Below are 25161 nucleotides of genomic sequence, written 5' to 3'. Positions count from 1 at the left end.
CGTTTTAATGAAGTATAGGTGGGTGAGTCTCCAAACGATGGGGACTCACTTTTTGTATTCTAGAGCTGTTTTAAACTTGCTTAATTATCTCTATAAACGTATTCTTATCCTTTGTTTGCACAAGCTTTTGGACAATAGAAGGGCGGTCGATGATTTTCCCGATGGTTTCGTATAGGGATTGTAAATCCTCCTGACTGTTTCTTTTTACGCTTAATAGACAAACAAATTGTACAGTTTTATCTGCCCATACAATAGGTTCTTTTAACGTTGCGATAGAAATGAAAGTTTGCTCCGACTTCGGTGTTAGTGGATGTGGAATAGCCACTAGATTTCCAAATGAGGTCGGTGCAATTTTTTCTCGTTCATAAATGGAATCTAAAAGATCTGTGTCTACGTATTCGTTCTCTTGGAGGTGTACGGTCATATACTTTAGTACTTGTTCTTTAGAAGCAACTTCTAAGTTTAAAAAGATATTCGCCTCATGCAAATATTTGGATAGTAGATTTGTTTCTTTGCCAGATATAAATGATTGAATATGTTGTAAATCATCTTCTTCAATTATTGCATTGACTTCAATGACTGGAATTCGTATATCTTCCTTAATAGGAATAGAGGAAATAATCAGGTCGATATCATCAAGTGGGTAATCACGTAAACGATAATATTCGGTAGTACCCACCACTTCCATTTTTCCTTCAAACTTTGATTTGAGTTTATAATAAATTAATTGCGCAGTACCCATACCAGATGCACACACAACTAGGCAACGCTTTGGTCCTTTTTTTAATTTGTTTCTTTCCATTGCTGCACCAATGTGTAGCGCAAGGTAACCGATTTCATTTTCATCAATTGTTATACCTGTTTTCTCTTCGATGACAACTCCTGCATAGACGGCAGCTTGAAAAGCGAGTTGGTAGTTTTTCTTAATATGTGAAAGCATAGGATTGCGAATATTCATTCCATACTTGTATCGATTCATCGCTGGCTTTAGATGCATCCCTAGACTAATCATTAACTCTTTATCTTTACTTATATCGAGATGCATTTCCTCTTCAATCTTTTCTAATGAGAGCACCACAAGTTTATAAATAGAGGGATCTAAGATAGATTCAATATCTGTACTGTCTATTTTGGTAGAGGCAACCATTTTTGTACCCAGAAGATGTAAAGCGACATAAATTGTTTCTGTCTTTGGAAAAGATAATTGTAATTGTTTTTCTGTATCTTCCACAATCTTCTCTGCGACATAATATGCTTTTGTGTCTTTCATATCTTGCATTTCTTCCATGTGTGCTGCATTGAAATCGATGGGGTGTCCGTCTCTAATACGTAAGACAGCAATAGCAATATGAATAAATAGGTTGTGAATGGCAATATCTGATAAGGTCATTTGATGTGAGTCCAATTGTTGGATGATTATATTTTTAATCATTCTCAACTGATGATGCGGTAATGTAACAAATTCATAATGCGGTTTTACATCCGCATGTGAATCGTTTTCTCGATCAACAAAAAATTCTGCCATGCAAAATCGTATTTTTATTTCTTCTCCAATGATCTTAATACCATGACTAGGTTTAACATGGATATCTAGTTCGAAAGGTTTCAATTGTTGCCGTACTAACTTCATATCATTTTGAATGGTAGATTTACTAATATACATCTCATCTGCTAATTGTTCTAGTTTTATGTAGTCCATTGTAAATAATAATCGTCTAACAATATATTTGACACGTTGTTCGGGAGTATTTGGAGTGTTTCTGGAATTAGATTCCTGATTCCATTCCATGGTTAAGAAACGATGAAATTCATCTTCATTTTGAATGGATAATTGATATCCTTTTCCTTTAATAGATTGAATTGTTGCTCCATGCGCGTGAAGTTGTTGATTCAATTTTTTAATATCATCTCTCGTTGTTCGAGATGTTACATGGTTAATATTAGCAATAAAAGTGCTCGTTAATGGAGATTTTGCTTGGATAAATTCCTTTAACATTACACGTAACCTAGTGTCCATTGTAATCCACCTCCTTCAAACGTAGAGAAGGGAGCTGTTTTGTATCATGAAAACAACTCCTTCTATCTATTCTTTATTTATAACTATGCCTGAAATCCATTTTGTTCACTTATTTGTTTAAACCAATAGGCGCTTTTCTTTGGAGTTCTTTCCATCGTATCAATATTTACAGAAAAGAAACCGTAGCGATTCTTATAAGCATTTGACCATGACCAGTTATCCATTGTAGTCCAAAGGTGATAGCCTTTTGCATTACAACCTTCAGTGATTGCTTGATGTAGCCACTTCAAATGATCTTGTATAAAGGTGATACGGTAATCATCTTGAATTTGTCCGTTTTCAAGAAAGCGTTCTTCTCCTTGAACACCCATCCCATTCTCTGAAATAAATGATTCGATATTATGATAATTTTCTTTTAGATTGATCATAATATCATAGATTCCTTTTTCATAGATTTCCCATCCACGATATTCATTCATACGCCTTCCTGGCATTTCATAGGAATCAAAAAACCAATCAGGCATAAAAGGACTATACGGATTCGGCAAATACTCTTTTGCCTTTACTCTTCTAGGTTGGTAGTAATTCACACCTAAAATATCAATCGTATTTTCTTTGATTAGTATTGCATCCCCATCCTCTGTTTGCGGAAGGTGATCATGTTCTTTTAAAAGGTTAATTAAATCTTCTGGGTACTCGCCAAGTACAGCAGGATCTAAAAAGCTGCGATTAAAGAATAAATCAGCGATATGCGCAGCTTTTTGATCAGCTTTGTGTTCACTTCTTGGATAAGAAGGTGTTAGGTTTAGGATAATGCCAATTTTTCCATTTGTAACATTCAATTCTCTAAATGTTTGAACTGCAGTCGCATGAGCAATTATAGTATGGTAGGCAACTTGGATTGCTCTTTTTGCATCCACTACATTTGGATAATGAAAATTATATAAATATCCGCCTTCAACTGGTACAATTGGTTCGTTAAAGGTAAACCATCTTTTTACGCGATCGCCAAATAGTTCAAATGCCTTCTTCGCATATTGTTGATACATTTTAATAACTTCACGGTTTTCCCATCCACCAATTTCTTGCATTGGCAGGGGCATATCAAAGTGAAATAGATTAACAAAAGGTTCAATATCATTGGCAATTAATTCATCGATAACATTATTATAGAAGGAAACAGCTTCTTCATTTACATTACCAATCCCATCTGGGATTAATCGCGACCAAGAAATAGATAGACGAAACGAGTTATGTCCAAATTCTTTCATTAAAGCAATGTCTTCTTTATAGCGATGGTAAAAGTCAGATGTATGTTCTGGGCCAACTTGATTGTAAAATCGTTCAGGCTGTACGTTATACCAATGATCCCATATATTTTGTCCTTTTCCATATTGATTTGCAGCTCCTTCGATCTGTGTTGCTGAAGTTGCACTGCCCCACCAGAATCCGTCAGGAAATTGATAGTTTTGCTCCGTCATAGTAATACCTCCACTACTTATTTCGATAAATATCAATAATTTCGATAGCTAAATCTTTAATGGTCATTGCATTCATTAGATGATCTTGTGAATGAATAAGGATAAGATTGATGTCCTTTTTATCTCCATTTGCTTCATCATGTAATAGTTTCGTTTGAAAGTTATGCGCATTTGTTAATTCATCACTTGCAGTTTGGATAAGTGTATCTGCTTCTGTGAAATTGCCTTCCTTTGCAGCTTGGATTGCTTCCATCGCACTTGATTTTCCATTGCCTGCATAAAGGATGATTTGAAATGCTGTTTCTGTTAATTGTGTCTGATTCATGTACATCACCTCTGTATTAGCTAGACATCCTGATTTATGAAGTTCTTTTCACTGAATCAGAATTGCTATCGCTAGTTTTTTCATTTTCGTAGTAGTTTTTATCCAAGATTTTTAAGAATGGCCACCATATTCCCATTACGATTAATAAGTTTACTGCTTGTAACACAGCTCCTTGCCACGCATTACCAGTTGCTAAAAATCCACTTAATAATGGTGGTGTCGTCCAAGGGACAATAATTCCAGCAGGTTTAGGAACAATCCCAATCGACATGGAAATATAGGTGATTATTGTGACTACTACAGGAGCAATCAGCCATGGTATGAGCACCAATGGATTCATAATAATTGGCAATCCAAAGATAATCGGCTCGTTTACATTAAATATTCCTGGGGGTCCACCTAATTTACCGAGCTCTTTTAATTGTCGACTACGTCCAATTAATATGATTAAGATTACTACTGCTAGCGTCATCCCTGATCCACCCATACCAACTAAGAATGAATCAATAAATTGCTTCGTTATAATATTTGGCAGTTCTATTCCGCTTTGGAAAGCAGATAAATTTTGTTCGTTTAAGGTATACCAAATTGGGTCAAATACTGAGTTGACGATGATCTGTCCATGCAGTCCAAAAAACCAGAAAAGTTGTATGAGTAACACAGCTACAATGGTTGCTGGAAGACCACTACCTAATTGTGTTAATGGTTCTTGAATAATCGTATAGATGAAATTTTGAACCGTATCAAAAGGTGTAAAACTCACTGCTATTCGAATTACAAGAAATACGGTTAGAGTCAGTGCAATTGGAATGAGTGCACTGAATGATTTTGCTACAGCTGATGGAACTCCTGCAGGCATTTTGATCATCCAATCTTTTTTTACAAAGTATCGATAAAATTCTGCAGATATAAAAGCTGTAAATATCCCTAAGAACATTCCTTGTGCACCAAGAGCCGCAGAAGGGATAACTCCAGCAACTCCTTCCAATACTTGCGGTGTAAGGATAATGAATGCAGCAATCGCTACCACACCACCATAAATTGCTTCCCCTTCATAATGTTCTGTTAATTTATAACCTATCCCTATAATAACAAATAATCCCATAATACTTAATGTGGAAGCTGAAGCTGGTCCAAGTGCATCTTGATAGGCGGCAAATGCACTTTCTCCTAATAGTTTGTCTAAGAATGGCAAGTTTGCGATTACGACAAATATAGATCCAAAGATAATGAGAGGTAATGCTACCATAAATCCATCCCGTAAAGCAGATAAATAACGGTTGTTATTTAATTTATCTGCAATCGGAAGTAAAAAATTCTCTAACATTTGCATAAACTTATTGTTTTCCAATTGTAATTCCCCCTTTTTGTCATTATTGTTCTCTCTAGGAGCAATTCTTGTTGTAAGTTATGACATTAATGATATTGCTTTGTTTAACACAGCTTCTCCATCAACTCGTCCATAAGCTACTGGATCTATAACATCGATTGGTACTTGAGCTTCTGCACCAGCTTTTTCGAACTTCTTTTTAAGAAATCGCATCTGTGGACCAATTAAAAGAACGTCTGCATTTTCTAATTCGGAAAAAGCTTTATCTTGAGCAACGGCCCAAATTTTTACTTCCACTCCTTGTTTGGCAGCTGCTTCTTCCATTTTTGATACAAGTAAACTCGTCGACATGCCTGATGAGCAAGCTAATAGAATATGTTTCATCGTTGATTTCCTCCTTGTGTTTGTCTATCTATAGTTCTATTGTAATAAGAAAACGGTTACAAATATATCGATTCTTTTTCCGTTGTGTAACGGAAAAGATTGTAACCTTCATTTTTACTACACTTTGAAGAAATAATGAGTAAATGAAAATTAATACAGAGCTTATATTGTTTTACTTAAAGAAGAACACTTTTCAAATGGATATTTAGCTCGTACAATTCCTGCAGGAGTCGCCATCTTCCATTACTATCAAGAAGCCAGGTTTTCTCTATAATCATCAACGTAACAGTTCATAGAAAAACTGATTTATATAACTTTTATAAAAAATAAGGTAGTCTATAAAGAAGAAGAATAAAGGAGGTATTGGATGTACTGGATTGATTATCATCATCACACAAATAATTCTTTTGATTCTAAAGCAGTTATGGATGAAGTATGTGCGAAGGCAGTCGAGAAAGGTATCGATGAAATTTGTTTTACAGAGCATTTTTCAGTGAATCCGAAAGCACCAACATATGGACATATGGATTTCAAAAAATATATTTCAGATATTCAACATGCAAAATCGAAATGGCAAGATAAGCTCAATATTAAGATGGGGATAGAACTATGTGAACCGCACTTGATGAAGGATGAATATAAGGAAGCATTAAATGTGGTTGAATTTGATTTTATATTAGGATCTATACATAATATCAAAGAAGAAAAATTGAGACATTATTTATTTGATAAAGAAAATCACACAGCTTATTTAGGTTATTTTGAAGAAGTATTAAAACTAATAACATAAGCAGATATAGATGTTTTAGCGCATTTTGATTTATTGAAACGTTACGCGATAGCTAAAATCGGAAATTATAAACTAAAAGATATGGAAGAGATTATTCGTCATGTACTTCATCGAGCAGTGGAGCGAGGTATTGGACTGGAGATAAATACATCTGGATTAGCAAGTCAGACGGTCGGAGAAACTTTTCCGCGGATTGAGTTGTTGAAGCTATACAAACAAATCGGTGGGGAAATATTAACGATCGGCTCGGATTCACATCGAGTAGAAACGGTAGGGAATTATTTTAATGAAGCAGTGAAAATGGCAAAAGAAGCTGGGTTTTCCTATATTTATACATTTGACAAGCGAAAACCAGAGCCAATAAGAATAGAGGATATTTAATAGTATATTGTTAAAAAATACACTTTGAAACAGCATAGAAAGATAGTTAAAGTTGTTGGGAAAATGATAAAGCTAGTATAATATAGTTATTATTTTGAGAATTAGATAGAATAGCAAATGTAAACGTTCATCTACGATATTATACAAGCAGAAGGGGAAATGAAAGATGTTTAAGAAATTATTTAAAAAGAAAGAGAAAGAACCAAAAGAAATTACGATAGTTGCACCGATCACGGGTGAAATCATACCATTAGAAGATGTTCCTGACCCAGTCTTTTCACAAAAGATGATGGGTGATGGTGTTGCAGTGAAGCCTTCTGAAGGGGAAGTAGTTTCCCCTGTTGATGGTGAGATTATACAAGTATTTCCAACTAAACATGCAATTGGTATTCAAACAGAAAATGATGCAGAGATTCTAATACATATTGGATTAGATACTGTTAACTTAGATGGAAAAGGTTTTACTGCCCATGTTAATGATGGAGATAGAGTAAAAGTCGGCGATACATTAATGAGCTTTGATATAGCACTCATTGAAGAAAATGCTTCCAGTAGTATTACACCTATCATCATTTCCAATACTGCTGATGTACGAGAAGTTAAAACTCTTAAAGCAACGAAAGTAATAGCTGGCGAGAATCAGATTTTACAAGTAGTTAACTAGTTGAGGAGGAAAAAAATCCATGCGAATTGGAGCTATTGAAGCAGGTGGTACAAAATTTGTTTGTGCTATAGGCAGTCAAGATGGTGAAATTTTAGAACGTATAACTTTTCCTACCACTACTCCAGATGAGACACTAAATCAAGTAGATGTGTTTTTTCGAGAACATAAAGTAGAACGTCTCGGTGTTGGAGCGTTTGGTCCTATTAATTTGCGGGCAGTAAGTGAACATTATGGCACAATCGGGAAGACTCCTAAATTGGCGTGGCGGGATTTCCCATTATTGCAAGATTTAAAAAGTCGTCTAAAAATACCTGTTTTTATCGATACGGATGTGAATGTTGCTTCGCTAGGTGAATATAATTATGGAGTTGCCAAAGATGCTGGAAGTTGTCTTTATATTACTGTTGGGACAGGAATTGGAGCAGGTTTCGTACAAAATGGAATCATTTTTCAAGGGTACGATCATTCAGAAATGGGCCATATTCTGATTCAAAAACACCCTGAAGACTCTTTTGAAGGTGCTTGTCCTAGTCATAATACCTGTTTAGAAGGACTTGCCGCAGGTCCGGCTATTGAAACGCGTTACGGGAAAAAAAGTACGAATTTAGCTGATCAAGATGACGTTTGGAAATTAGAAGCATGTTACCTCGCACAAGCAATCATGAATTATTTTGTAATTCTATCGCCGGAAAAAATTATTATTGGCGGGGGAGTAATGAAACAAGAAAAATTATATCCGATGATACGTAAGCAATTTATCAATCTATTAAATGATTATATAGAAGTAAAAGATGTTAATCAGCTGATCGTTGCACCAGGACTTAATGATAATCAAGGAGTAAAAGGTGCCATCGCTCTAGCAATGCAAGAATAATATTGAATAAATAAAAATCAGAAAGAGCTGTCATAACAACAGTTCTTTTTTTATGCAACGGAAATTGTAAAGGCATTGTCGCTATGCCCCTTAAATGAGAGTAAAAATAGGTTCGTAGCTCTTTGTCTAAAGATAGAAGATAACTAAAAGTTTTTGTTCAATAAAAACGGATAAAAGCTAGAATAAGCGTAAGAAATATACGGAGACTCCTTGAAAATCAAAAATCGATTTTCTGCGTGCGATGTAATGCTGTAGAGCTCTTCTTTGTCCTATGAGAAGCTGGCCTAGCCTAGATGAGACCCCGGAATACGGAGTATCCGGAGGCTCTGCAGTCGCCATTAGGATAAGCGCAGTATATTTCTCAAGAGAGTTTTAAAGCTAAATCACTATCCATGACCGATACATATATTAACAAAGAAAATTCGATGAAATACGACATTATTAGTATTCTTCAAAACAATAATGTTGTAATCTATTTCTAATCATCACAATATTGTACAATGATGATTCTAATATTTGTGATGAAAACGTATACATTGCTGAAAAATCAACTGTTATGATAAATATCAAAGGAGGTCAGCAACCGTGTTGGGAGAAAGAGAAGAGCAAATTTTTAATGAATTAATTAAAGATACAAGTGTCACAAGCTCGAAATTAGCAGAAAAGTACAATCTTTCTCGTCGGCAGTTAGGCTACACCTTTCAAAAAATAAATCATTGGTTAACGCAGAGTCAATTACCAGAGATTGAGCGCACACGCAAAGGTCAATTTATTATTGATCAGTCCATACTTACTGCCACGGTAACATCAAGAGTCTCACCAATATCAAACAATGAAGTGATTTTGTCGGAAGTGGATCGAGTGAAGTTTCTATTAATTATGATCCTTGGTGGTAAAGAACCGTTATCCTTAGCACATTTTACATCGAAGTTATTCGTTAGTAAAAATACGATTTTAAATGATATGAAACAAGCCCAGAAGCAATTAGATTCCTATCAATTAGCTATTCAGTATTCACGTAAAGATGGATACCAAATTGAAGGAGATGAATTTCAAGCTAGAAAAGTAATGATTTGGTTAGCGAATGACATTATTCTTCATTCCGATGAAAAGGAAAAGTTACATGAGGTACTGCAACTCGAAGGTAGTTTACTTGAACAATTCCACCGCCGTTTAGAAAGAGTGGAAAATAAGCTCAATATCGAATTTACAGATGAAAAATTAATGACGATGCCAACTATTTTTTCTTTAATATTACGACGGATTCGACAAGGGTTCCAGATTCAGCCATTATCCATTCGCTATGATGAATTATCCAATACAAAGGAATACCAAGCAACAGAAGAAATTTTATATGATAAGAGTCTTCCAGTTCCAGAGAAGTTATTTATTACATTAAATTTATTAACTGGCAGTGTGCATCGTAATGAACTTTTAATAGAAGATTCTATCCCAGATTTAGTACCAGCGATTGATAAAATGGTTCGACTATTTGAAAAAAATGCCTGCATTATCTTTCAGGATCGTGAGCAGCTAATAGATAAATTATTGCAGCATCTCACTCCTGCTTATTATCGGATTAAGTACAAATTAACCGATGCAATCGTATTTGAGAGCACGTACAATGAAGAATTTGAACAAATTCGACATTTGATTAAACGGGCATTAGATCCAATTAGTGAAGTAATGGGAAGTAAGATTCCTGAAAATGAAATTACTTACATTGTTATGCTTGTCAGTGGTTGGATGCATATGCAAGGAGAAAGTATGACGGAGAAAGTAAAGGCAATTGTTGTATGTCCGCAGGGGGTTTCTGTATCAAGGTTAATGTTCCATCAATTAAAAGAACTTTTCCCGGAGTTCGTATTCTTAGATTCATTATCAGTCCGAGAATTTTTAACCTACGGGCTAGAGTATGATGTTGTTTTTTCACCAATCGCTTTAGAGACGGAGAAGAATCTGTTTATATCAAAAACAATGCTACGTCCAGAAGATAAACAACGATTACGCAAGCAAGTAATGTTAGAAGTGTATGACTATATTCCAAACGAAATTAATGTGGATGACATCTTAAAAACAATTGGGCAGTATGCGGATGTAAATGATGAAAAGCAATTAAGAAAAGAACTATATGCATATATTCATCGAGATGAAAATGCGGCAATAACAAGGCAATTGAGCACTTCCATAGAGTTGGATTTACATGAATTTCTCATCCCGGAATATATTACGCTCAGGGAGGCAGTTCCATCTTTTGAAGATGCAATTCGTCTTTGTGCTGAACCACTACTGAAATCAGGGCATATTGAGCAATATTACGTAGAAGCTGCGATTCAACATTCTCAAGAAGATTCCTATATTGCCATCGGACCGCATGTAGCGATTCCTCATGCTGCTCCAGAGGATGGGGTAAGACAAGTAGGAATGAGCTTACTTCGGATAAAAAATGGTGTGAAATATGGAGAAGAAGGACATCAAATTAAACTTATGGTTATGATTGCGGCTGTGGATAAACAACAACATATACATGCTTTAATGCAATTAATGAAGGTTGCTTCATCTGAGACGATATTACCTAAACTTGTTCAGGCTAATTCAAAGCAATATATTCACCAATTAATTGAAGCTTATGTTACGGGAAGTTAATTACAGCAAAAGAAAGTGAAGGTAGGGGTGTGACATAAATGAGTGAATTACATTTTGAGGAAGATGTTATTTTACTAGATTTAGATGTAGAAAAAAATGAGCAAGTATTAGAAAAAATGGGACGAAATCTTGTAGATCTGGGATACGTAAAGGAAAGCTTTATACCTGCAATCGTAGAACGTGAAAAAGAGTTTGCTACAGGATTGCCAACAACAAGTGTTTCGGTTGCTATTCCGCATACCGATGCAAAACACGTGAACAGAAAAACGATTAGTGTTGGTGTTCTAAAATCACCGGTTGACTTTGTCATTATGGGAGACGATAGTGAAACGACACCAGTACAAGTTGTCTTTATGCTCGCAATGGATGAACCACACTCTCAATTAACACTTCTACAAGATTTAATGAAGCTATTTCAAGACGAATCATTCTTGCAACAGTTAATTGTGGAAAAAGATAAACGCAATGCAAAACAATTAATAGCAAATAAGTTAAATTTATATTCCTTTAAAGGAGGTGAATCGTAATGAAGCAAGTACTAGTAGCATGCGGCGCAGGTATTGCAACTTCTACCGTAGTAAACAATGCAATCGAAGAATTAGCCAAAGAAAACAATATCAAAATTGATATAAAACAAATTAAAATCGCTGAAGTAAGCACATATGAATCAACAGCGGATTTATTAGTAACAACTGCAATGACGAAGAAAGAGTATTCATTCCCGGTTATTAATGCTCGTAATTTCTTAACAGGAATTGGTGTGGAAGATACAAAGAAACAAATTTTAGAAGAACTTAAAAAATAAGGTGAAATCGCTCGATTCTAAACTACCAGAGTCGAGCTTCATCTTAAACGTGGAGGGGGAGTTATCATGCAAGGCTTTGTTGATTTTATTCAAGCGTTTTTAGGATTAGGTGCAACCGTAATTTTGCCAGTTGCAATTTTCTTAATAGGGATATTATTCGGTCAAAAACCAGGGAAAGCATTTCGGTCTGGTTTGACGATTGGTGTGGCATTTGTAGGTATTTTTCTAGTAATAGACTTATTGACGTTAAACTTAGGCCCTGCCGCTCAAGGAATGGTCGATCGGTTAGGGGTGAGCTTAAATGTAATTGATATAGGATGGCCAGCAACTTCATCTATTGCATGGGCATCAGCGATTGCTGCATTTATTATTCCTTTGGGTTTAGCTGTAAACGTTATCATGCTTGTTACTAAAACAACGAAAACAATGAACGTTGATATTTGGAACTTCTGGCATTATACATTTATGGGTGCAGTTGTATACGCTGTGTCAGATAGTATTATCCAAGGGTTGATTGCAGCGACTATTTTCCAAATCGTATGTTTGAAAATTGCGGATTGGACACAACCAATGGTTGAAGAATTTTATGACATGCCAGGTGTATCCGTAGCAACAGGGAGCACTATTTCTTATGCGCCATTTATCTTTGTTGTAAAAGGGCTTCAAAAAATTCCTGGATTAAACAAATTAAATGCAGATCCGGATTCTATTCAAAAGCGCTTTGGTGTATTTGGAGATTCTATGGTTATCGGACTTCTACTAGGTGCAGCTATTGGGGCATTAGCTGGTTATGGTGTTGGAGAGATTATCAATATCGGTATTTCCATGGCAGCCGTAATGGTATTAATGCCACGTATGGTAAAAATCTTAATGGAAGGTCTTATGCCGGTATCCGAGTCTGCACGTGAATGGTTAAATAAACACTTTGGTGATCGTGAAATCAATATTGGTTTGGATGCTGCTGTTCTGTTAGGACATCCATCTGTAATTGCGACAGCTTTAATTTTAACGCCAGTGACTGTGTTACTAGCAGTTATTTTACCAGGAAATGCAGTTTTACCATTTGGTGACTTAGCAACAATACCATTTGTTATCGCTTTTGTGGTCGGTGCAGCACGAGGAAATATTATTCACTCTGTCATCGTAGGTACGATTATGATTGCAGTTTCCTTATACGTAGCGACGGATATTGCTCCATTATTTACTGATATGGCAACAAGTGCAGAAATCAATTTACCAGAAGGTTCTGCGATGGTATCAAGTATTGACCAAGGTGGAAATATCGTAAACTGGGTCATCTGGAGATTCTTTGATTTATTCAATTAATGACTTATCTCAGATTGAAAAAGGATCGACGCTACAGTAGCTTATCGATCTTTTTAACCTTATAACTTTGTGGGGAGTAAAGGCAAAAAGTATACATCTTTATAGGAGGTACATCAACATGAAGGCATTAGTGAAAACAGAGTTAGGACAAGGTAATTTACACATTCAAAATGTTGAAGAACCAGACGTATCCAATTATCAAGTGAAAATAAAAGTAGCCTACGCAGGAATTTGTGGTTCGGATATTCATACGTATGAAGGCCATTATAAAGTAGCTGCTCCAGTAACCTTAGGGCATGAGTTTTCCGGTGAAATTGTGGAAGTTGGATCAGGGGTTACTGGTTTTAAAGTCGGTGATCGTGTTACTTCAGAAACAACTTTTTATATTTGTGGAAAGTGTCGCTATTGTCAAACAGGTGATTATAATTTATGTAATCATCGTAAAGGATTAGGCACGCAGCAAAATGGTGGATTTACGAATTACTTGATTGCTAGAGAAGAAAGTCTTCACCATATACCGGAGGAAGTGGATGATCGTTCTGCATCGATGACAGAACCATTAGCATGCACGTACCATGCCATTCAAAAAACAAATATTAAAGAGGGTGATTTAGTTGTTGTGCTTGGACCGGGACCGATTGGGTTATTAGCTGCCCAGGTTGCTAAAAGCTATGGAGCAACTGTTATGATGTCTGGACTTAACAATGACAAAATCCGTCTAGATAAAGCGAAAGAAGTTGGCGTTGACCATGTTATCAATATTCAAGAGGAAGATATTAAGGAAAAAATTACAACATTAACGGATGGTTATGGAGCGGATGTTGTATTGGAATGTTCTGGTTCGATTCACGCAGCTAATCAAGGCCTCGACTTACTACGGAAAAAGGGAAGCTATGCACAAGTAGGAATTTTCCCAGAGTCACATGTGAATTTTGATATGGGGAAAGTCATTCAAAAAGAAATTCAAGTAGTGGGCAGTAGAAGTCAAAAATCAGCAGATTGGGAACCATCGATTCAGTTAATGAAAGAAAAGAAAGTCGATGCAAAAGCATTAGTGACGCATGAATTCACGATTGATCAATGGGATGAAGCATACCAAGCGATAAAAGGCGGAGAAGCAATAAAAGTACTATTAAAACCATTACAAGATTAACTTCATGAGGAGGCTTGATTCATTATGGAAAAGAGCGATCTAATTAAAATCATTGATTATACATTATTACATCCAACTTCAAGTAAGTCTGAGATAGAGAGTTTCGTACAGGAAGTAGTCGATTATGGATTTAAAACAATTTTTGTTCAACTATATTATGTACCATTTGCAGTTAACTGGTTAGCTGAGCATGATGTAAAGGTTGGTGTGCCGGTTGGATTTTCTTTAGGAGGAGCAACTACACATGTGAAAGTGGAAGAAACAAAAGAAGCTATCCGTAACGGTGCAGAAGAAATCGATATGCTTGTTAACTTAGGAGCTTTAAAATCTGGAGATTATCAAACAGTAGAGGCTGATATTGCAAGTGTAGTAGAAGCAGCTAACGGTTTAAATACGAAAGTAATAATTGAAACAGCTTTATTGAACCAAGAAGAGAAAGTTAACGTTACGGAATGTATTATCCGTGCAGGAGCGGATTTTGTGAAAACAGCTACTGGATTTAATGGTGGCGGAGCAACGGTAGAAGATGTTCGATTATTAAATGAACTCGGTAAAGGGAAAATTCAAGTTAAGGCGGCCGGAGGCATAAAAACGTACGAAGATGCTCTAGCAATTATTGATGCAGGTGCCACACGAATTGGTTCTAGTGGTGCCGTACAAATAATCCGTGGAGAAACATCAACAAGCTCTTATTAACAAGATTAGAAAAGGAAGCTTGCTTGAACAAAACTATTGAAATGAGGGATTTACATGGTTGATGCATTACTAGACTTTATGCTTGGACCAATGCGAGGTATCAGTCAATTTTATTTTGAATATCAACTGCTTTTCAACTCAATTGTTGTTGGGATAGCGGCATACTTTCTAATTAAAAATAAAAAGAAATCTACCAAAGAATCGAATAATTAGATATAGAAAGGAGCTTTATCTTGGAAGCTTTGAATTTGTATGGTGTAAAGGATCTGCGCTACGAAGATACACCAAAGCCGATCATTGAAAAAGATGATGAGGTCATTATTCGAGTAAAAGCTGTAGGCATATGCGGTTCAGATACCTCTCGATATAAAAAGCTAGGTCCCTACGTGGAAGGAATGACTTTCGGACACGAGTTTGCAGGTCAAGTAGTGGAAGTAGGAAAAAGTGTCACGAATTTTAAATCAGGGGATCGTGTTGTGGCTTGCCCTACTTTTTCATGTGGAAATTGCCACTACTGTAAGGAAGGAAGTCCAACTAGATGTGTGGACCTGACCGTAATTGGAGCAAGAGATCCAGGTGCATATGCAGAATATACGAAACTACCAGAAAGGCACGTCAAGATATTGCCAGATTCGATTGATGATGATACTGCAGCACTTGTTGAGCCATCCGCTGTAGTTGCACATGGATTTTACCGAACATCAATTACACCAGGTAGTTCTGTAGCTATTATGGGTGTCGGGAGCATTGGATTATTAGCAGTACAATGGGCTAAAATTTTCGGTGCCAGTAAAGTAATTGCAATCGATATTGATGACCACAAATTAAAAATTGCTCAAGAACTTGGTGCGGACATTGTAGTAAACCCGATGGAAGAAAATGCTGAGGAAATCGTAAAACATTATACCGGTGATCTTGGTGTTGACCTTGCAGTGGAATCAGCTGGTTCGCCGATCACAAGTGAACAAGTACTTGCTTTACCAAAAAAAGGTGGAGAAGTAGTCTTTTTAGGAATTCCTTACGGCGATATTACACTAAAACGATATTATTTCGAGATGATTGTTCGAAACGAGCTAAGAATTCTTGGCTCATGGAATGCACTATCGGCACCTTTTCCAGGAAAAGAATGGGATGCAACTTTACATTACATGGGCACCGGCCAACTAAATGTAAAACCGATGATTTCTCACCGACTTGGACTCGAAGCTGGGCCAGAGATCTTTCATCAAATAACCAATAGACTTTCCGATGCTGTAAAAGTAATCTTTCATCCTGGTAAATAGGAACTGAAGATAGGAGAATAGTAAAAATCAAGTCGAAGTGTAGTAGCTTCGGCTTTTTGTTTGTGATGGAAATTAAAGATATTGGATTGGCGAAGTTTATTTGGCGAGAATTAGTGCGAGTGCTTGAATAAGGGTAACATAAGAGATATATGTGCGGAGAAACATCATGAAAGCTAGAAACATGTAACACAAATATATCTCGTACGTAGCAGCATCCAAAACCTATAGATTAGCATCTGGTACTAGTATCTAGAATAATTTCACCCAGTATAGTATAATCTATTTATTTACGAATTACATTCTAACTTTTCATAGTGTTAGATAGAAAGAAGGTATAAAAAGTGGATCAATCACCATCGAATCATGATGAATCCTATGTAGAAGTCATAGGAGATACTGTGTACGGAAAACATTTGATGATGACAATTATCATAAGTGTTTGTCTGAGCTTAGCAGGTTTTTTTCTAGGTAGGGAAGTTATCTTCCCGAATATTGCTGCGGAAGAAATGATAGAGTCTTATTCCTTATTATTAGGAATTGTTGGAAGTGTAGCAGGTTTAATTTTCAATACGTTTTTATTTAAACCAAAGAGGAAGTTGAATGAAACTGCTAGTACAAGTGATGAGTTATCTTCGGTTTATGAAAAATTGCAATTTGATATACATGAAGAACGGGAAGCTATCAAGAATGACCCTGTTATTATACAAGAAATGAAAGAACAAGGATTTTACGATATGTTCATGGAAGAAGAAAAGGAAGTTTCTCAAGATATGACATCCTCACGAAAAAAGGAGGATGATTAATAATGGAAACATTAATGATAGCAATACTGCTTGCGCTCTTAGGAAGTATTATCTTCACTTTAATTGGATTGATATCAGGATCAGATGAGACAGCGGTACTTGTCCCAGCGACATTAATTGTCGTGTTATTGGGTGCTCCACCTGAAGGTGTGTTTGCATTCTTTATGGCTGCGGTGTTGTCTAAGCATTTAACCCATGCAATCCCAACGGCTTTAATGGGAGTCCCTGGTGATACAACTGCTACACCAATGCTTGAGCATGCTGACTTTATGCGACGCATTGGCTTACCGCATATAGCGTTACGCAAAATGATTTCAGGAGGTATCATCGGTGCATTTATCGCCTTGCCAGTTGCGCTTTTATTTGCAGTATTTTTAAGTCAATTCGGCGAGTTTTTCCAAGAAAATGCTGGGATTATTTTTACATTAGCAGCTGTATTGATAGGATATTTTTCTAAAGGAAGATGGGCCAGTATTATTTTAATCGTACCACTTGCCCTTGTTATTCAAGGGCTGAACCTTGTAAGTACAACGATTTTAGAAGCCAGCCTATCCATAAGTTTCTTCCTTGGTATTGCGATCGGGCCCATGTTGACGGATATACTATTAGCATTGTCTCGCAGTGCTCGTCCAATGATTACTAGGCATGAAAAAAATGAATATAAACTTGCTCCTGAGAAAAAATCATGGAGTGGTTATTTTCCAAATCCATTTAAAGTATTAACAAAAAAACAAACATCTGCTGTGGCGGGTACTTCTTTTCTATCATCGTTAACCTTTGCTTTAAGTCCAGTAGGAATGACTGCATTAATGGGCGAACTAGTCGGATCACGAGTGAAAGGTCAATACAAGAAGTCGACAACAAGTCTTTCCACGATGAACGGGGTAACCGAATCCACATATATTGCTGAGACCATCATTCCACTCGTGGCGTTTGGAATTCCATTAAGTCCAGTGGCAATTGGTCCTGCACAGGCATTATTCAATGCGCCACCAGTTTTCACTACAGAACCAGTTAATAACCTACATACGATGATGGAGCCATTTGAGTTTTTAATATTTGGTTTGATTGGAATCGTTATTGCAGCTGTTATTGCTTATCCTTTTTCTATGAATTTTGCGAGGAAAGCAACTGTTCTCGTATTAAAACATATTAACCAAGAAGCAATTATCGGTATGTTCATTGGAATAGTTACACTACTAGCCTTTTATGAAGGAGGCATTGTCGGAATTACAGTGACATTTGCGATGGCAATGGTTGGTGGTATACTGAATCGATTCCTAGGAGTAGGTGTTGGTGTACAGTTTATGGTATTCTATGGATCGAGTTGGATTGTAGGAACATTATTAGGAATGTAAATAGATTGGAAAAGGAGTCTCCTCTTCAACTACTGAAGTAGACTCCTTTCTTTTTGGAAATACTAATAGGATAAATGAAAATTAAAGGATGATAAAGTATGAAGTTAATTGCAATCGATCTAGATGGAACATTATTATCAGACGAAGGAAACATAAATCAAGTAAGTAGTGAAGCAATTCGGAACAGGTTAGAAGCAGGTGATATCGTCGCCATTTGTTCTGGTAGATCGCTACATGATACGAAAGAATTAACCAAGCAAGCAGGATTAGATTTACCACTCATCACGGGTAATGGAGCAGTTACTTATGCGGATCATAAGGTAATTGAGCATTTATCGATGCGGCCAAGTCTTGTGCATGAACTAATGGAAAAAGCAGATAAAGAAGGACTGTATTATGAGATCTATACGAATGAAGGAATTTATTTAGAAAGAGATATTACTGCTATATTAGAAAAAGAAGTCGATGATTACCCGAATATTAGTGAAGAAGAACGAAATAAAATGAGAGCGATGATTGCAACACAGAAAGATCAATTTGGTTTACAAACTGTAGAAGATTACCATTCCATTAATTATGAATCATTGGGTGTATATAAAGTGTTTATATTGTCGTTCCAACTTGATTTATTAGCTAATTTAAATAAAGAACTACAAAATAGAGAAGACATTTCCATCACTGGAGCAGGTCGCCAAAAACTAGAAATTTCTAACCAAGATGCCAGTAAAGGGAATGCATTACTCAGTCTAGCGGAATACTTTCAAGTTCCGATGGAGAATACTGTTGCTATCGGTGACAATTTTAATGATATCCCAATGTTTGAAGTAGCCGGTAAGAGTATCGCAATGGGAAATGCAGAGCCAGAAGTAAAAGAAAAATCCGATATAACTACTAAAAATTATAAAGAAGATGGTGTAGCATACGCGCTTAACCATTTAATAAAATAAAGTGGTTTAACACAGAATTTCAGAAGTAATTATTGGTTATAAATAGGCGGTTTTTGAGGGTGTTGCAACAAAGTTATCATCGATAAGCAGTACTTTACCATACAAATCCTTGATTACTATTATTCCCTTAGAAGTCGTCTATTTTCTTCTGATTATACTATTTGATAGGTAGTATAATATATCATCCAAAAGCTATAAAACGATAAATACTTTAATATTTAACCAATCTTTTTGCCTAATATGATTAGGGCTTTATTCCTTTTGAAAGTTCGATTTCGACAATGTAAGAGTAATAAACAAAGAAAATTAAGAAATACTATTTTCATTTCGACAAAATCCCCTAAGTTATATTAACCTCTATCAATTCTACCCAACAAAGTTCCTAGGTTTATTTTATAAATCCCAGTAATTTACAATAGCATCGATAGTCCTGATTGATGGTAGGATATTCCTTTTATGATTGATGAAGTTACTAGTTAATAGGTATAAAGCATTGCAACCAAAGGTTAATTTTAAATAATTCAAAACTATTTAACTATTATAAAAATGGGAGCATTCTAGGATTTATGTTAGGCAGTAATTTGCTAGTATAGGTAATAGGTTAGATAGACAACAAGGAAATACACAATTATCTTATGAAGAAAGGGGATGTGTTGGTGAAAAAACGGTTAATCATCTTGTTTGTGCTCTTCATCGGCTTATCCTATTCTACTACATTTGCTGAGAAGGGAGATGTTCGATTAGCAGTTTGGGACTACCATAGCACCATGTTTCAGGACTTATTTCTTGATGTGAATACAGTAAACAAAGCTGAACATCAGGAATATTTAACTAAGTATCTAACAGAAACAAAACAGCAATCTTTGCAACAAATAGATGACTATCAACAATTTTATTTAAAACAGTTGGGACAAGAAAAACGAGTGTTACTACAGAAAGATTGGAAAGAAATAGAGAATCAAGTAAAGCGTGATTTAAAAGTAGAAATAGATGCTGACTGGAATGAATTTTTGCAAAGTATTTTATCTGAATATTAGGTTTTATTCGTTATCCTATTTATATTATTGAAAGTAGAGAGGGGTCAAACAAATGAAAGTAAAAGGTTTAAAGAAAAAGATCATTGCAGGAGTGTTCGCAACAAGTGTTGTGATTAGTTCAGGTGTTGTGTTTGCGAGTACACCAGCTGGTGAAGGATTACGTGATTGGTACAACGGACTATTTAATGAAAGTGTAGCTTCTATCGAATCTGAAGTGGAAAGTATGACAACTGAACGTTTTAGTGAATTGGAATCGGAATATGCTCAAGTAAAATCAGATGCAGCGATAGATATTGATTTATCACGAGAATTATCTACTGGCCAGTCTCTTGAAGAAATCATTTCTGCAAAATTAGATCATATTGAAGGAATAGATGCAGAGAAAGCGGCAATTTTAGAAAGTATTGGTTATGAATATTATAATGTGTTTTTAGATGCTTATCTAGAAATTGATCGATTGGCTAGTGAAGGCGAGGCATTTGCTACAAATGATTTAACCAATTATACATCTGACCTTGGTGATGAAGCAGTAACACAATTAACTACAGACTTGACGACTGCTAAAGAGAATGCGGTGCAGGAGCTAGAAGAAGCAATTCGAGCTGCACAGGAAGAACTTGCAGCTGAAGTGAGTAGTCATGAAACAGCAACAACTGAAAATTTATCTAATTGGTTAGGGTGGACAATCGATGATTTACGAGCATCTGTAACCACTTTGCTTGATGAGCTGGTAACTGAACAAGAAGCAATTATTGTAGCAAAAGCACAAGAACTTGAAGATGATGCTAAAGCTGCTTTAGATGCTGTTGTTGAAGGAATTAATCAATAAGCAAATTTTTAAAAGTGATAGGAGGCCAATACTATGAACCGAAAGAGACATAATTCAGATTTAAAATGGAAGTCGGTAGCCAGAAAAACATTGGTTATTTTCTTTCTATTGATTGGCTGTACTATTCATGTAACTTTTGCGAATACTGATATGCAATCTTTGATCAGTAGTTGGTTTGACACCAATACGGATGAATCGGTAAAAACGATGGAAGAAGAATTAAATCGAGTAAAACAACAACAGCTAGAGCGACTTCAAATGGAAATTCGTTCGCAGATGGATACCGTTGATCAAGAGCTACAAATATTGCTTGACCAACAAATTATGGAACGATCCTCAGAGTTAGAACAATATGCTGATGAAATTATTCAAGATATCGAAATTTCGCCAAACAACATAAATCAAGAATTACAAATCGAGATGGATGCTATTATTATCCAAGCTAAAGATGACATGGACTTGCTTAGGAAAAATAATTCCATTCAAAACGATAATATAATTGAATCAGAAAAAGATTGAAAGAGAGGTTGGAACAAAAGTATTTAAGCAAAAGATAAATCCGAATGAATGCCCTTTGAAAATCAGCTTTAGAAATATACTTCGTTTAGGTGAGTCTCCGGTTTCTCCGGATTTCGGGTCCTCACCTATACCTCAATTCCACAAGACAAGGAAAACCTCGACAGCATTGCATCGCACATAGAAAATCGAATTTTGATTTTCAAAGAGTCTCCTTATATTTCTTACGCTTATTCCAGCTATCATTCGTCTTTTGACTAAAACTTTTTGTTGTGTCCCAACCTCACTATCAACGAGAGATTTGCCACCTTGTTAATCTCAAGGGGCGAGGTTACTTTGGATAAATATAAAAACCAACAATCTCATTTGCATTATCCAAAGCAACATTGAACTGTGCATTCCCGCCAGCAAATAATCCATCGTAAATAAAGATGTTAATTCCTTGCTCCTCTGTCGAACTCACTAGTTCAAAACTAACAAAAGAACCGATATCACTTGTCACGGTATTCCATACTTCTTCTAATTGTTCTTCTGTAATTTCTTCCTTCATTTGTTCACTCAAATCATTATAAGCTTCTGTTATTTGTTCATTTACAATCTTGTCTAGAAATGCTTCTGCAGTTGCTGTCTTCTCTTCATCAACCTCAGGTGATTCGCTTTGATTATCATCAGATTCTTGATTGGTCTCTTCTTCTTTAGAAGTTTCTTCTTGTTCGGTATCATTTTCCTCTTGTTCATTATTAGCTGACGTATCATCATTCACTCCACAAGCGACTAGCAGTATTGATAACATTGCAATAAGTATAAATAGTAGTTTCTTCATATAATTGCTCCTTTCTAATTGGTTTGTTCATGAATCCATTTTCCAATATCTTCAATCACTTGTTCATCTACATGACCAGGAATCGAATACTCTTCTACAGTTCCTTTATTTGTGCCTTCAGAAGTGATAAAGAAATGATTTAACTCTGGATAGCTTTTAAATGTCACATCGATTTTTTCCTCTAATAATTGTTGCCACATAGTAAAATCTTGTTCCATCGTTACTTGAAAGTCTGCTTCTCCTTGTAAAAGTAACATTGGTTTATTGGAGTGAAGCGCGATCTCACCAACACTATGTTCATCCATTTCTTTTAAGTAATAACCGTTGATTGTAAAGACCTCAGTTTCTTTCGCTTTTTCATCCGTCATATCGATTAAAGCTCCGCCAACCCGTTTTTCTTCTTCCAACATTTGAATCGATTTATTTTTTTCCTCTTCTTCATTCACTAGCTTATCAAGGAAATACATATTCTGATCATATATAATTTCCCATAACGGTCTTGGTGATCCAGCTAATATAACCATACCATCTGTATCAGCTTGTTGATCGATTCTTGGAGCAAGCATCCCTCCAAGACTATGACCTATGACGAAGACAGCGTCTGTTTGAATTCGATCATCATCTTTTAATAGTTCTGCTGCAAGAACCGCATCATCAATGGTCTCTTCATTCACAGTCAAATCATTACCGAATGTAGCTTCCATATTTGGATATACAAACGTGCGTTTTGGATAACGGAGTACAGCTATGCCTTGTTCAGCTAAGCCATAGGCAAGATCTTGAAATGGAGCATATGCATAAACTGTCTCATCTTGATCTGATGGTCCAGATCCATGGACGAGAATAACACCGGGTAAGTCCTCATCACGATTCGTTGGTAAAGTTAACGTGCCTTCTAGCTCAAAATCAGTACCTTCACCGATTATCATCTTTTCTTCTTCTACATTACTTGGTAACGTTTTCTTCTTTTGCATAGGTTCCATATGAAATCCGACAAGTTCTGATTGTTCCCATGTCATACGTACCTTTATAGAAGATTCTGTCTGCTCTACAACACCTTCAACAACATGAAATGATTGCTGCTCGCTTGATTCCAATTCTACTTTTGCGTTCCCATTTATCGGCATTGCTTGCCAATAATCTTGAAGTTCCTCTTTAGAATAAGTCTCTTGTAACTGTTGACTAAAATAGTTATCCCTTACATCTTCAAAGTTCCCTGCAATTAAGTTGTCGATGATCTCTTCTGATTGTTCTTCCAAAGTTCTATCGGAAGAACAAGCTACTAGCAATAATATAATAAACAAGATGATAACAATACGAGTTCGCATAGATTCCTCCCTTTTATATAATTGGATAAATATGTATACGAATGAACCGTCAAAAAAGTTTCAAATATACTCAATTATTTGTTGTTAAACCGAATATTCGTTATGATATGCATAATAGAAATAACTAGGAGGGATTGGAATGGCAAGCAATGTACAATCATTTCAAATACAAACGGATCAAAAACAAACCTTTATCCGATTAGATAATTACTTGAATGATATTTTGAAGCAAAGTAATGTCCGAGAAGGAATCATGGTTGTATTTTGTCCTCATACAACAGCTGCAATAACGATAAATGAAAATGCTGATCCAGATGTGAAGAAAGATCTTTCTCTTGGTTTAAATGAAACTTTTCCAAATAAAGATGGATACGTGCATTTTGAAGGAAATTCCGATGGTCATATGAAATCATCCCTTGTTGGAGCAAATGAAACATTAATTATCTCTGATGGAAAATTAATTCTAGGAACATGGCAAAGTGTTTATTTTAGTGAATTTGATGGACCAAGAAACAGAACAGTGTACGTTAAAATAATAGAAGGCTAAGATATATAGAAGCTATTGAGAGGGGAATCTTAGTATGAATGATGCTTTACTTTTAAATCCAGCAAGACATATTGATATCGATGGTGCTGCGAATATTCGAGACCTTGGCGGTTATCCAACGAAAGAAGGTAATATGACGAAGTGGGGGAAATATTTTCGGAGTGATTCGTTACATGCTCTACCTTTAGAAAGTGAAAAGTATTTAGCTAGAGAAAAAGGTGTTCAATCGATTATTGACCTTCGTTTGTCCTTTGAAGGAAAGTACAAGCACATTGATCAACTATCATATGACTATATCAATATCCCGTTATTAGACCCAGCCACGTTCACTACGAAGATACCAAAATCGTTAGTCGATATGTATTGCATGATGTTGGATTCGAGTCAAAAGCAATTTAAAGAAGTATTTCAACATTTTATTCATGCAGGGGACAACCCAGTATTATTTCACTGTCGAGTTGGAAAGGACCGAACAGGTGTCTTAGCTGCAATGTTGCTAGATTTAGCAGGTGTATCTCATGATTTGATTATAAAAGATTATGCACTTACGAGTAAGTATAAACCGGTAACAGAAGAAGCATTACGTAGTACTCCTCCTCTTATGACGAAGAAACAATTTCGAAGTATGTTATTATGTGAACCAGAATATATGGAACAATTTTTACGTTATTTATATGATAACTATGGAAGTACGGAAGGCTTCCTCCATAAAATTGGATTTAGTGAGAAAGAGAGGCAGCAATTAAGAACTTCGTTTATAGAAGAATAAAATCGATATAAATAGTTGCCCAGTATGGTGAGAATACTGGGTAACTTTT

General features: G+C 35.8%; 27 protein-coding genes. 20 read left to right on the top strand and 7 right to left on the bottom strand.

The features are described from left to right. Window positions 1–70 precede the first annotated feature (70 nt). The 5 genes from C794_RS14845 to C794_RS14825 all read right to left on the bottom strand — a co-directional run bounded on the left by C794_RS14845 (window position 71) and on the right by C794_RS14825 (window position 5537). Complete coding sequence (locus C794_RS14845) at window positions 71–2017, bottom strand: BglG family transcription antiterminator (protein WP_017797944.1); 1947 nt, start codon at window positions 2015–2017, stop codon at window positions 71–73. 83 nt (window positions 2018–2100) lie between these two features. Then, the gene (locus C794_RS14840; protein ID WP_017797943.1) at window positions 2101–3498 is read right to left on the bottom strand and encodes a glycoside hydrolase family 1 protein; all 1398 of its coding nucleotides are present in this window, start codon (window positions 3496–3498) and stop codon (window positions 2101–2103) included. A gap of 13 nt (window positions 3499–3511) precedes the next feature. Next, window positions 3512–3823: a PTS sugar transporter subunit IIA gene (locus C794_RS14835; protein ID WP_017797942.1), complete on the bottom strand. Its 312-nt coding sequence runs from the start codon at window positions 3821–3823 to the stop codon at window positions 3512–3514. Between the two features lie 34 nt (window positions 3824–3857). Continuing rightward, on the bottom strand, window positions 3858–5174 hold the full coding sequence (gene celB, locus C794_RS14830) for a PTS cellobiose transporter subunit IIC (protein WP_017797941.1): 1317 nt from the start codon (window positions 5172–5174) through the stop codon (window positions 3858–3860). 57 nt (window positions 5175–5231) lie between these two features. After that, the gene (locus C794_RS14825) at window positions 5232–5537 is read right to left on the bottom strand and encodes a PTS sugar transporter subunit IIB (protein ID WP_017797940.1); all 306 of its coding nucleotides are present in this window, start codon (window positions 5535–5537) and stop codon (window positions 5232–5234) included. Window positions 5538–5904: 367 nt separating this feature from the next. Between C794_RS14825 and C794_RS21295 the strand changes: the two genes are divergently transcribed. The 18 genes from C794_RS21295 to C794_RS14740 all read left to right on the top strand — a co-directional run bounded on the left by C794_RS21295 (window position 5905) and on the right by C794_RS14740 (window position 21648). After that, window positions 5905–6327 (top strand): PHP domain-containing protein, encoded by a 423-nt coding sequence (locus tag C794_RS21295; RefSeq protein ID WP_017797939.1) that lies wholly within the window; start codon window positions 5905–5907, stop codon window positions 6325–6327. Window positions 6328–6360: 33 nt separating this feature from the next. Beyond that, entirely contained in the window at window positions 6361–6708 is a 348-nt protein-coding gene (locus C794_RS21290; RefSeq protein WP_017797938.1) for a hypothetical protein, read from the top strand. A gap of 166 nt (window positions 6709–6874) precedes the next feature. Continuing rightward, window positions 6875–7372 carry a PTS sugar transporter subunit IIA gene (locus tag C794_RS14815; protein ID WP_017797937.1) on the top strand — a complete coding sequence of 166 codons (498 nt, stop codon included), beginning with the start codon at window positions 6875–6877 and terminating at the stop codon, window positions 7370–7372. A gap of 19 nt (window positions 7373–7391) precedes the next feature. Then, on the top strand, window positions 7392–8246 hold the full coding sequence (locus tag C794_RS14810) for an ROK family protein (RefSeq protein WP_017797936.1): 855 nt from the start codon (window positions 7392–7394) through the stop codon (window positions 8244–8246). 585 nt (window positions 8247–8831) lie between these two features. After that, entirely contained in the window at window positions 8832–10892 is a 2061-nt protein-coding gene (locus C794_RS14805; RefSeq protein WP_017797935.1) for a BglG family transcription antiterminator, read from the top strand. A gap of 38 nt (window positions 10893–10930) precedes the next feature. Continuing rightward, window positions 10931–11419, top strand: a complete 489-nt coding sequence (locus C794_RS14800) for a PTS sugar transporter subunit IIA (RefSeq protein WP_017797934.1) — start codon at window positions 10931–10933, stop codon at window positions 11417–11419. After that, the gene (locus tag C794_RS14795) at window positions 11419–11697 is read left to right on the top strand and encodes a PTS sugar transporter subunit IIB (RefSeq protein ID WP_017797933.1); all 279 of its coding nucleotides are present in this window, start codon (window positions 11419–11421) and stop codon (window positions 11695–11697) included. The genes C794_RS14800 and C794_RS14795 overlap by 1 nt, the downstream gene beginning before the upstream one ends. A gap of 66 nt (window positions 11698–11763) precedes the next feature. After that, window positions 11764–13023, top strand: coding sequence for a galactitol-specific PTS transporter subunit IIC (locus C794_RS14790; RefSeq protein WP_017797932.1), 1260 nt, complete (start codon window positions 11764–11766; stop codon window positions 13021–13023). 118 nt (window positions 13024–13141) lie between these two features. Further along, entirely contained in the window at window positions 13142–14176 is a 1035-nt protein-coding gene (locus C794_RS14785; RefSeq protein ID WP_017797931.1) for a zinc-binding dehydrogenase, read from the top strand. Window positions 14177–14200: 24 nt separating this feature from the next. Continuing rightward, entirely contained in the window at window positions 14201–14872 is a 672-nt protein-coding gene (deoC, locus tag C794_RS14780; protein WP_017797930.1) for a deoxyribose-phosphate aldolase, read from the top strand. Window positions 14873–14926: 54 nt separating this feature from the next. Continuing rightward, window positions 14927–15085 (top strand): hypothetical protein, encoded by a 159-nt coding sequence (locus tag C794_RS20880; protein WP_017797929.1) that lies wholly within the window; start codon window positions 14927–14929, stop codon window positions 15083–15085. A gap of 20 nt (window positions 15086–15105) precedes the next feature. Continuing rightward, entirely contained in the window at window positions 15106–16155 is a 1050-nt protein-coding gene (locus C794_RS14770) for a galactitol-1-phosphate 5-dehydrogenase (RefSeq protein WP_017797928.1), read from the top strand. Window positions 16156–16496: 341 nt separating this feature from the next. Then, entirely contained in the window at window positions 16497–16958 is a 462-nt protein-coding gene (locus tag C794_RS14765; protein WP_017797927.1) for a hypothetical protein, read from the top strand. A 2-nt stretch (window positions 16959–16960) separates the two neighbouring features. Then, window positions 16961–18316, top strand: a complete 1356-nt coding sequence (locus C794_RS14760) for a tripartite tricarboxylate transporter permease (protein ID WP_017797926.1) — start codon at window positions 16961–16963, stop codon at window positions 18314–18316. A gap of 98 nt (window positions 18317–18414) precedes the next feature. Next, window positions 18415–19263, top strand: a complete 849-nt coding sequence (locus tag C794_RS14755; protein ID WP_017797925.1) for a Cof-type HAD-IIB family hydrolase — start codon at window positions 18415–18417, stop codon at window positions 19261–19263. A 656-nt stretch (window positions 19264–19919) separates the two neighbouring features. After that, entirely contained in the window at window positions 19920–20300 is a 381-nt protein-coding gene (locus tag C794_RS14750) for a hypothetical protein (protein WP_017797924.1), read from the top strand. 52 nt (window positions 20301–20352) lie between these two features. Then, window positions 20353–21129 (top strand): V-type ATP synthase subunit I domain-containing protein, encoded by a 777-nt coding sequence (locus C794_RS14745; RefSeq protein ID WP_017797923.1) that lies wholly within the window; start codon window positions 20353–20355, stop codon window positions 21127–21129. A gap of 33 nt (window positions 21130–21162) precedes the next feature. Continuing rightward, a complete protein-coding gene (locus C794_RS14740; protein ID WP_017797922.1) occupies window positions 21163–21648 on the top strand; it encodes a hypothetical protein in 486 nt (161 codons plus the stop codon). Between the two features lie 328 nt (window positions 21649–21976). On the opposite strand, the gene C794_RS14735 is transcribed toward C794_RS14740, so the two are convergent. Together C794_RS14735 and C794_RS19910 are read right to left on the bottom strand one after the other, a co-directional pair. Then, complete coding sequence (locus C794_RS14735) at window positions 21977–22468, bottom strand: DUF3887 domain-containing protein (RefSeq protein WP_017797921.1); 492 nt, start codon at window positions 22466–22468, stop codon at window positions 21977–21979. A gap of 14 nt (window positions 22469–22482) precedes the next feature. Beyond that, window positions 22483–23796 (bottom strand): alpha/beta hydrolase, encoded by a 1314-nt coding sequence (locus tag C794_RS19910; protein WP_017797920.1) that lies wholly within the window; start codon window positions 23794–23796, stop codon window positions 22483–22485. A gap of 139 nt (window positions 23797–23935) precedes the next feature. On the opposite strand from C794_RS19910, the gene C794_RS14725 reads away from it, so the two are divergent. Together C794_RS14725 and C794_RS14720 are read left to right on the top strand one after the other, a co-directional pair. Beyond that, on the top strand, window positions 23936–24343 hold the full coding sequence (locus tag C794_RS14725; RefSeq protein WP_017797919.1) for a secondary thiamine-phosphate synthase enzyme YjbQ: 408 nt from the start codon (window positions 23936–23938) through the stop codon (window positions 24341–24343). Window positions 24344–24377: 34 nt separating this feature from the next. Next, complete coding sequence (locus tag C794_RS14720) at window positions 24378–25112, top strand: tyrosine-protein phosphatase (protein ID WP_017797918.1); 735 nt, start codon at window positions 24378–24380, stop codon at window positions 25110–25112. Window positions 25113–25161 lie beyond the last annotated feature (49 nt).

The sequence above is a fragment of the Oceanobacillus kimchii X50 genome (genome assembly GCF_000340475.1).
Classification (GTDB): Bacteria; Bacillota; Bacilli; order Bacillales; family Amphibacillaceae; genus Oceanobacillus; species Oceanobacillus kimchii.
This window is presented reverse-complemented; position numbering and strand designations above follow the sequence as displayed.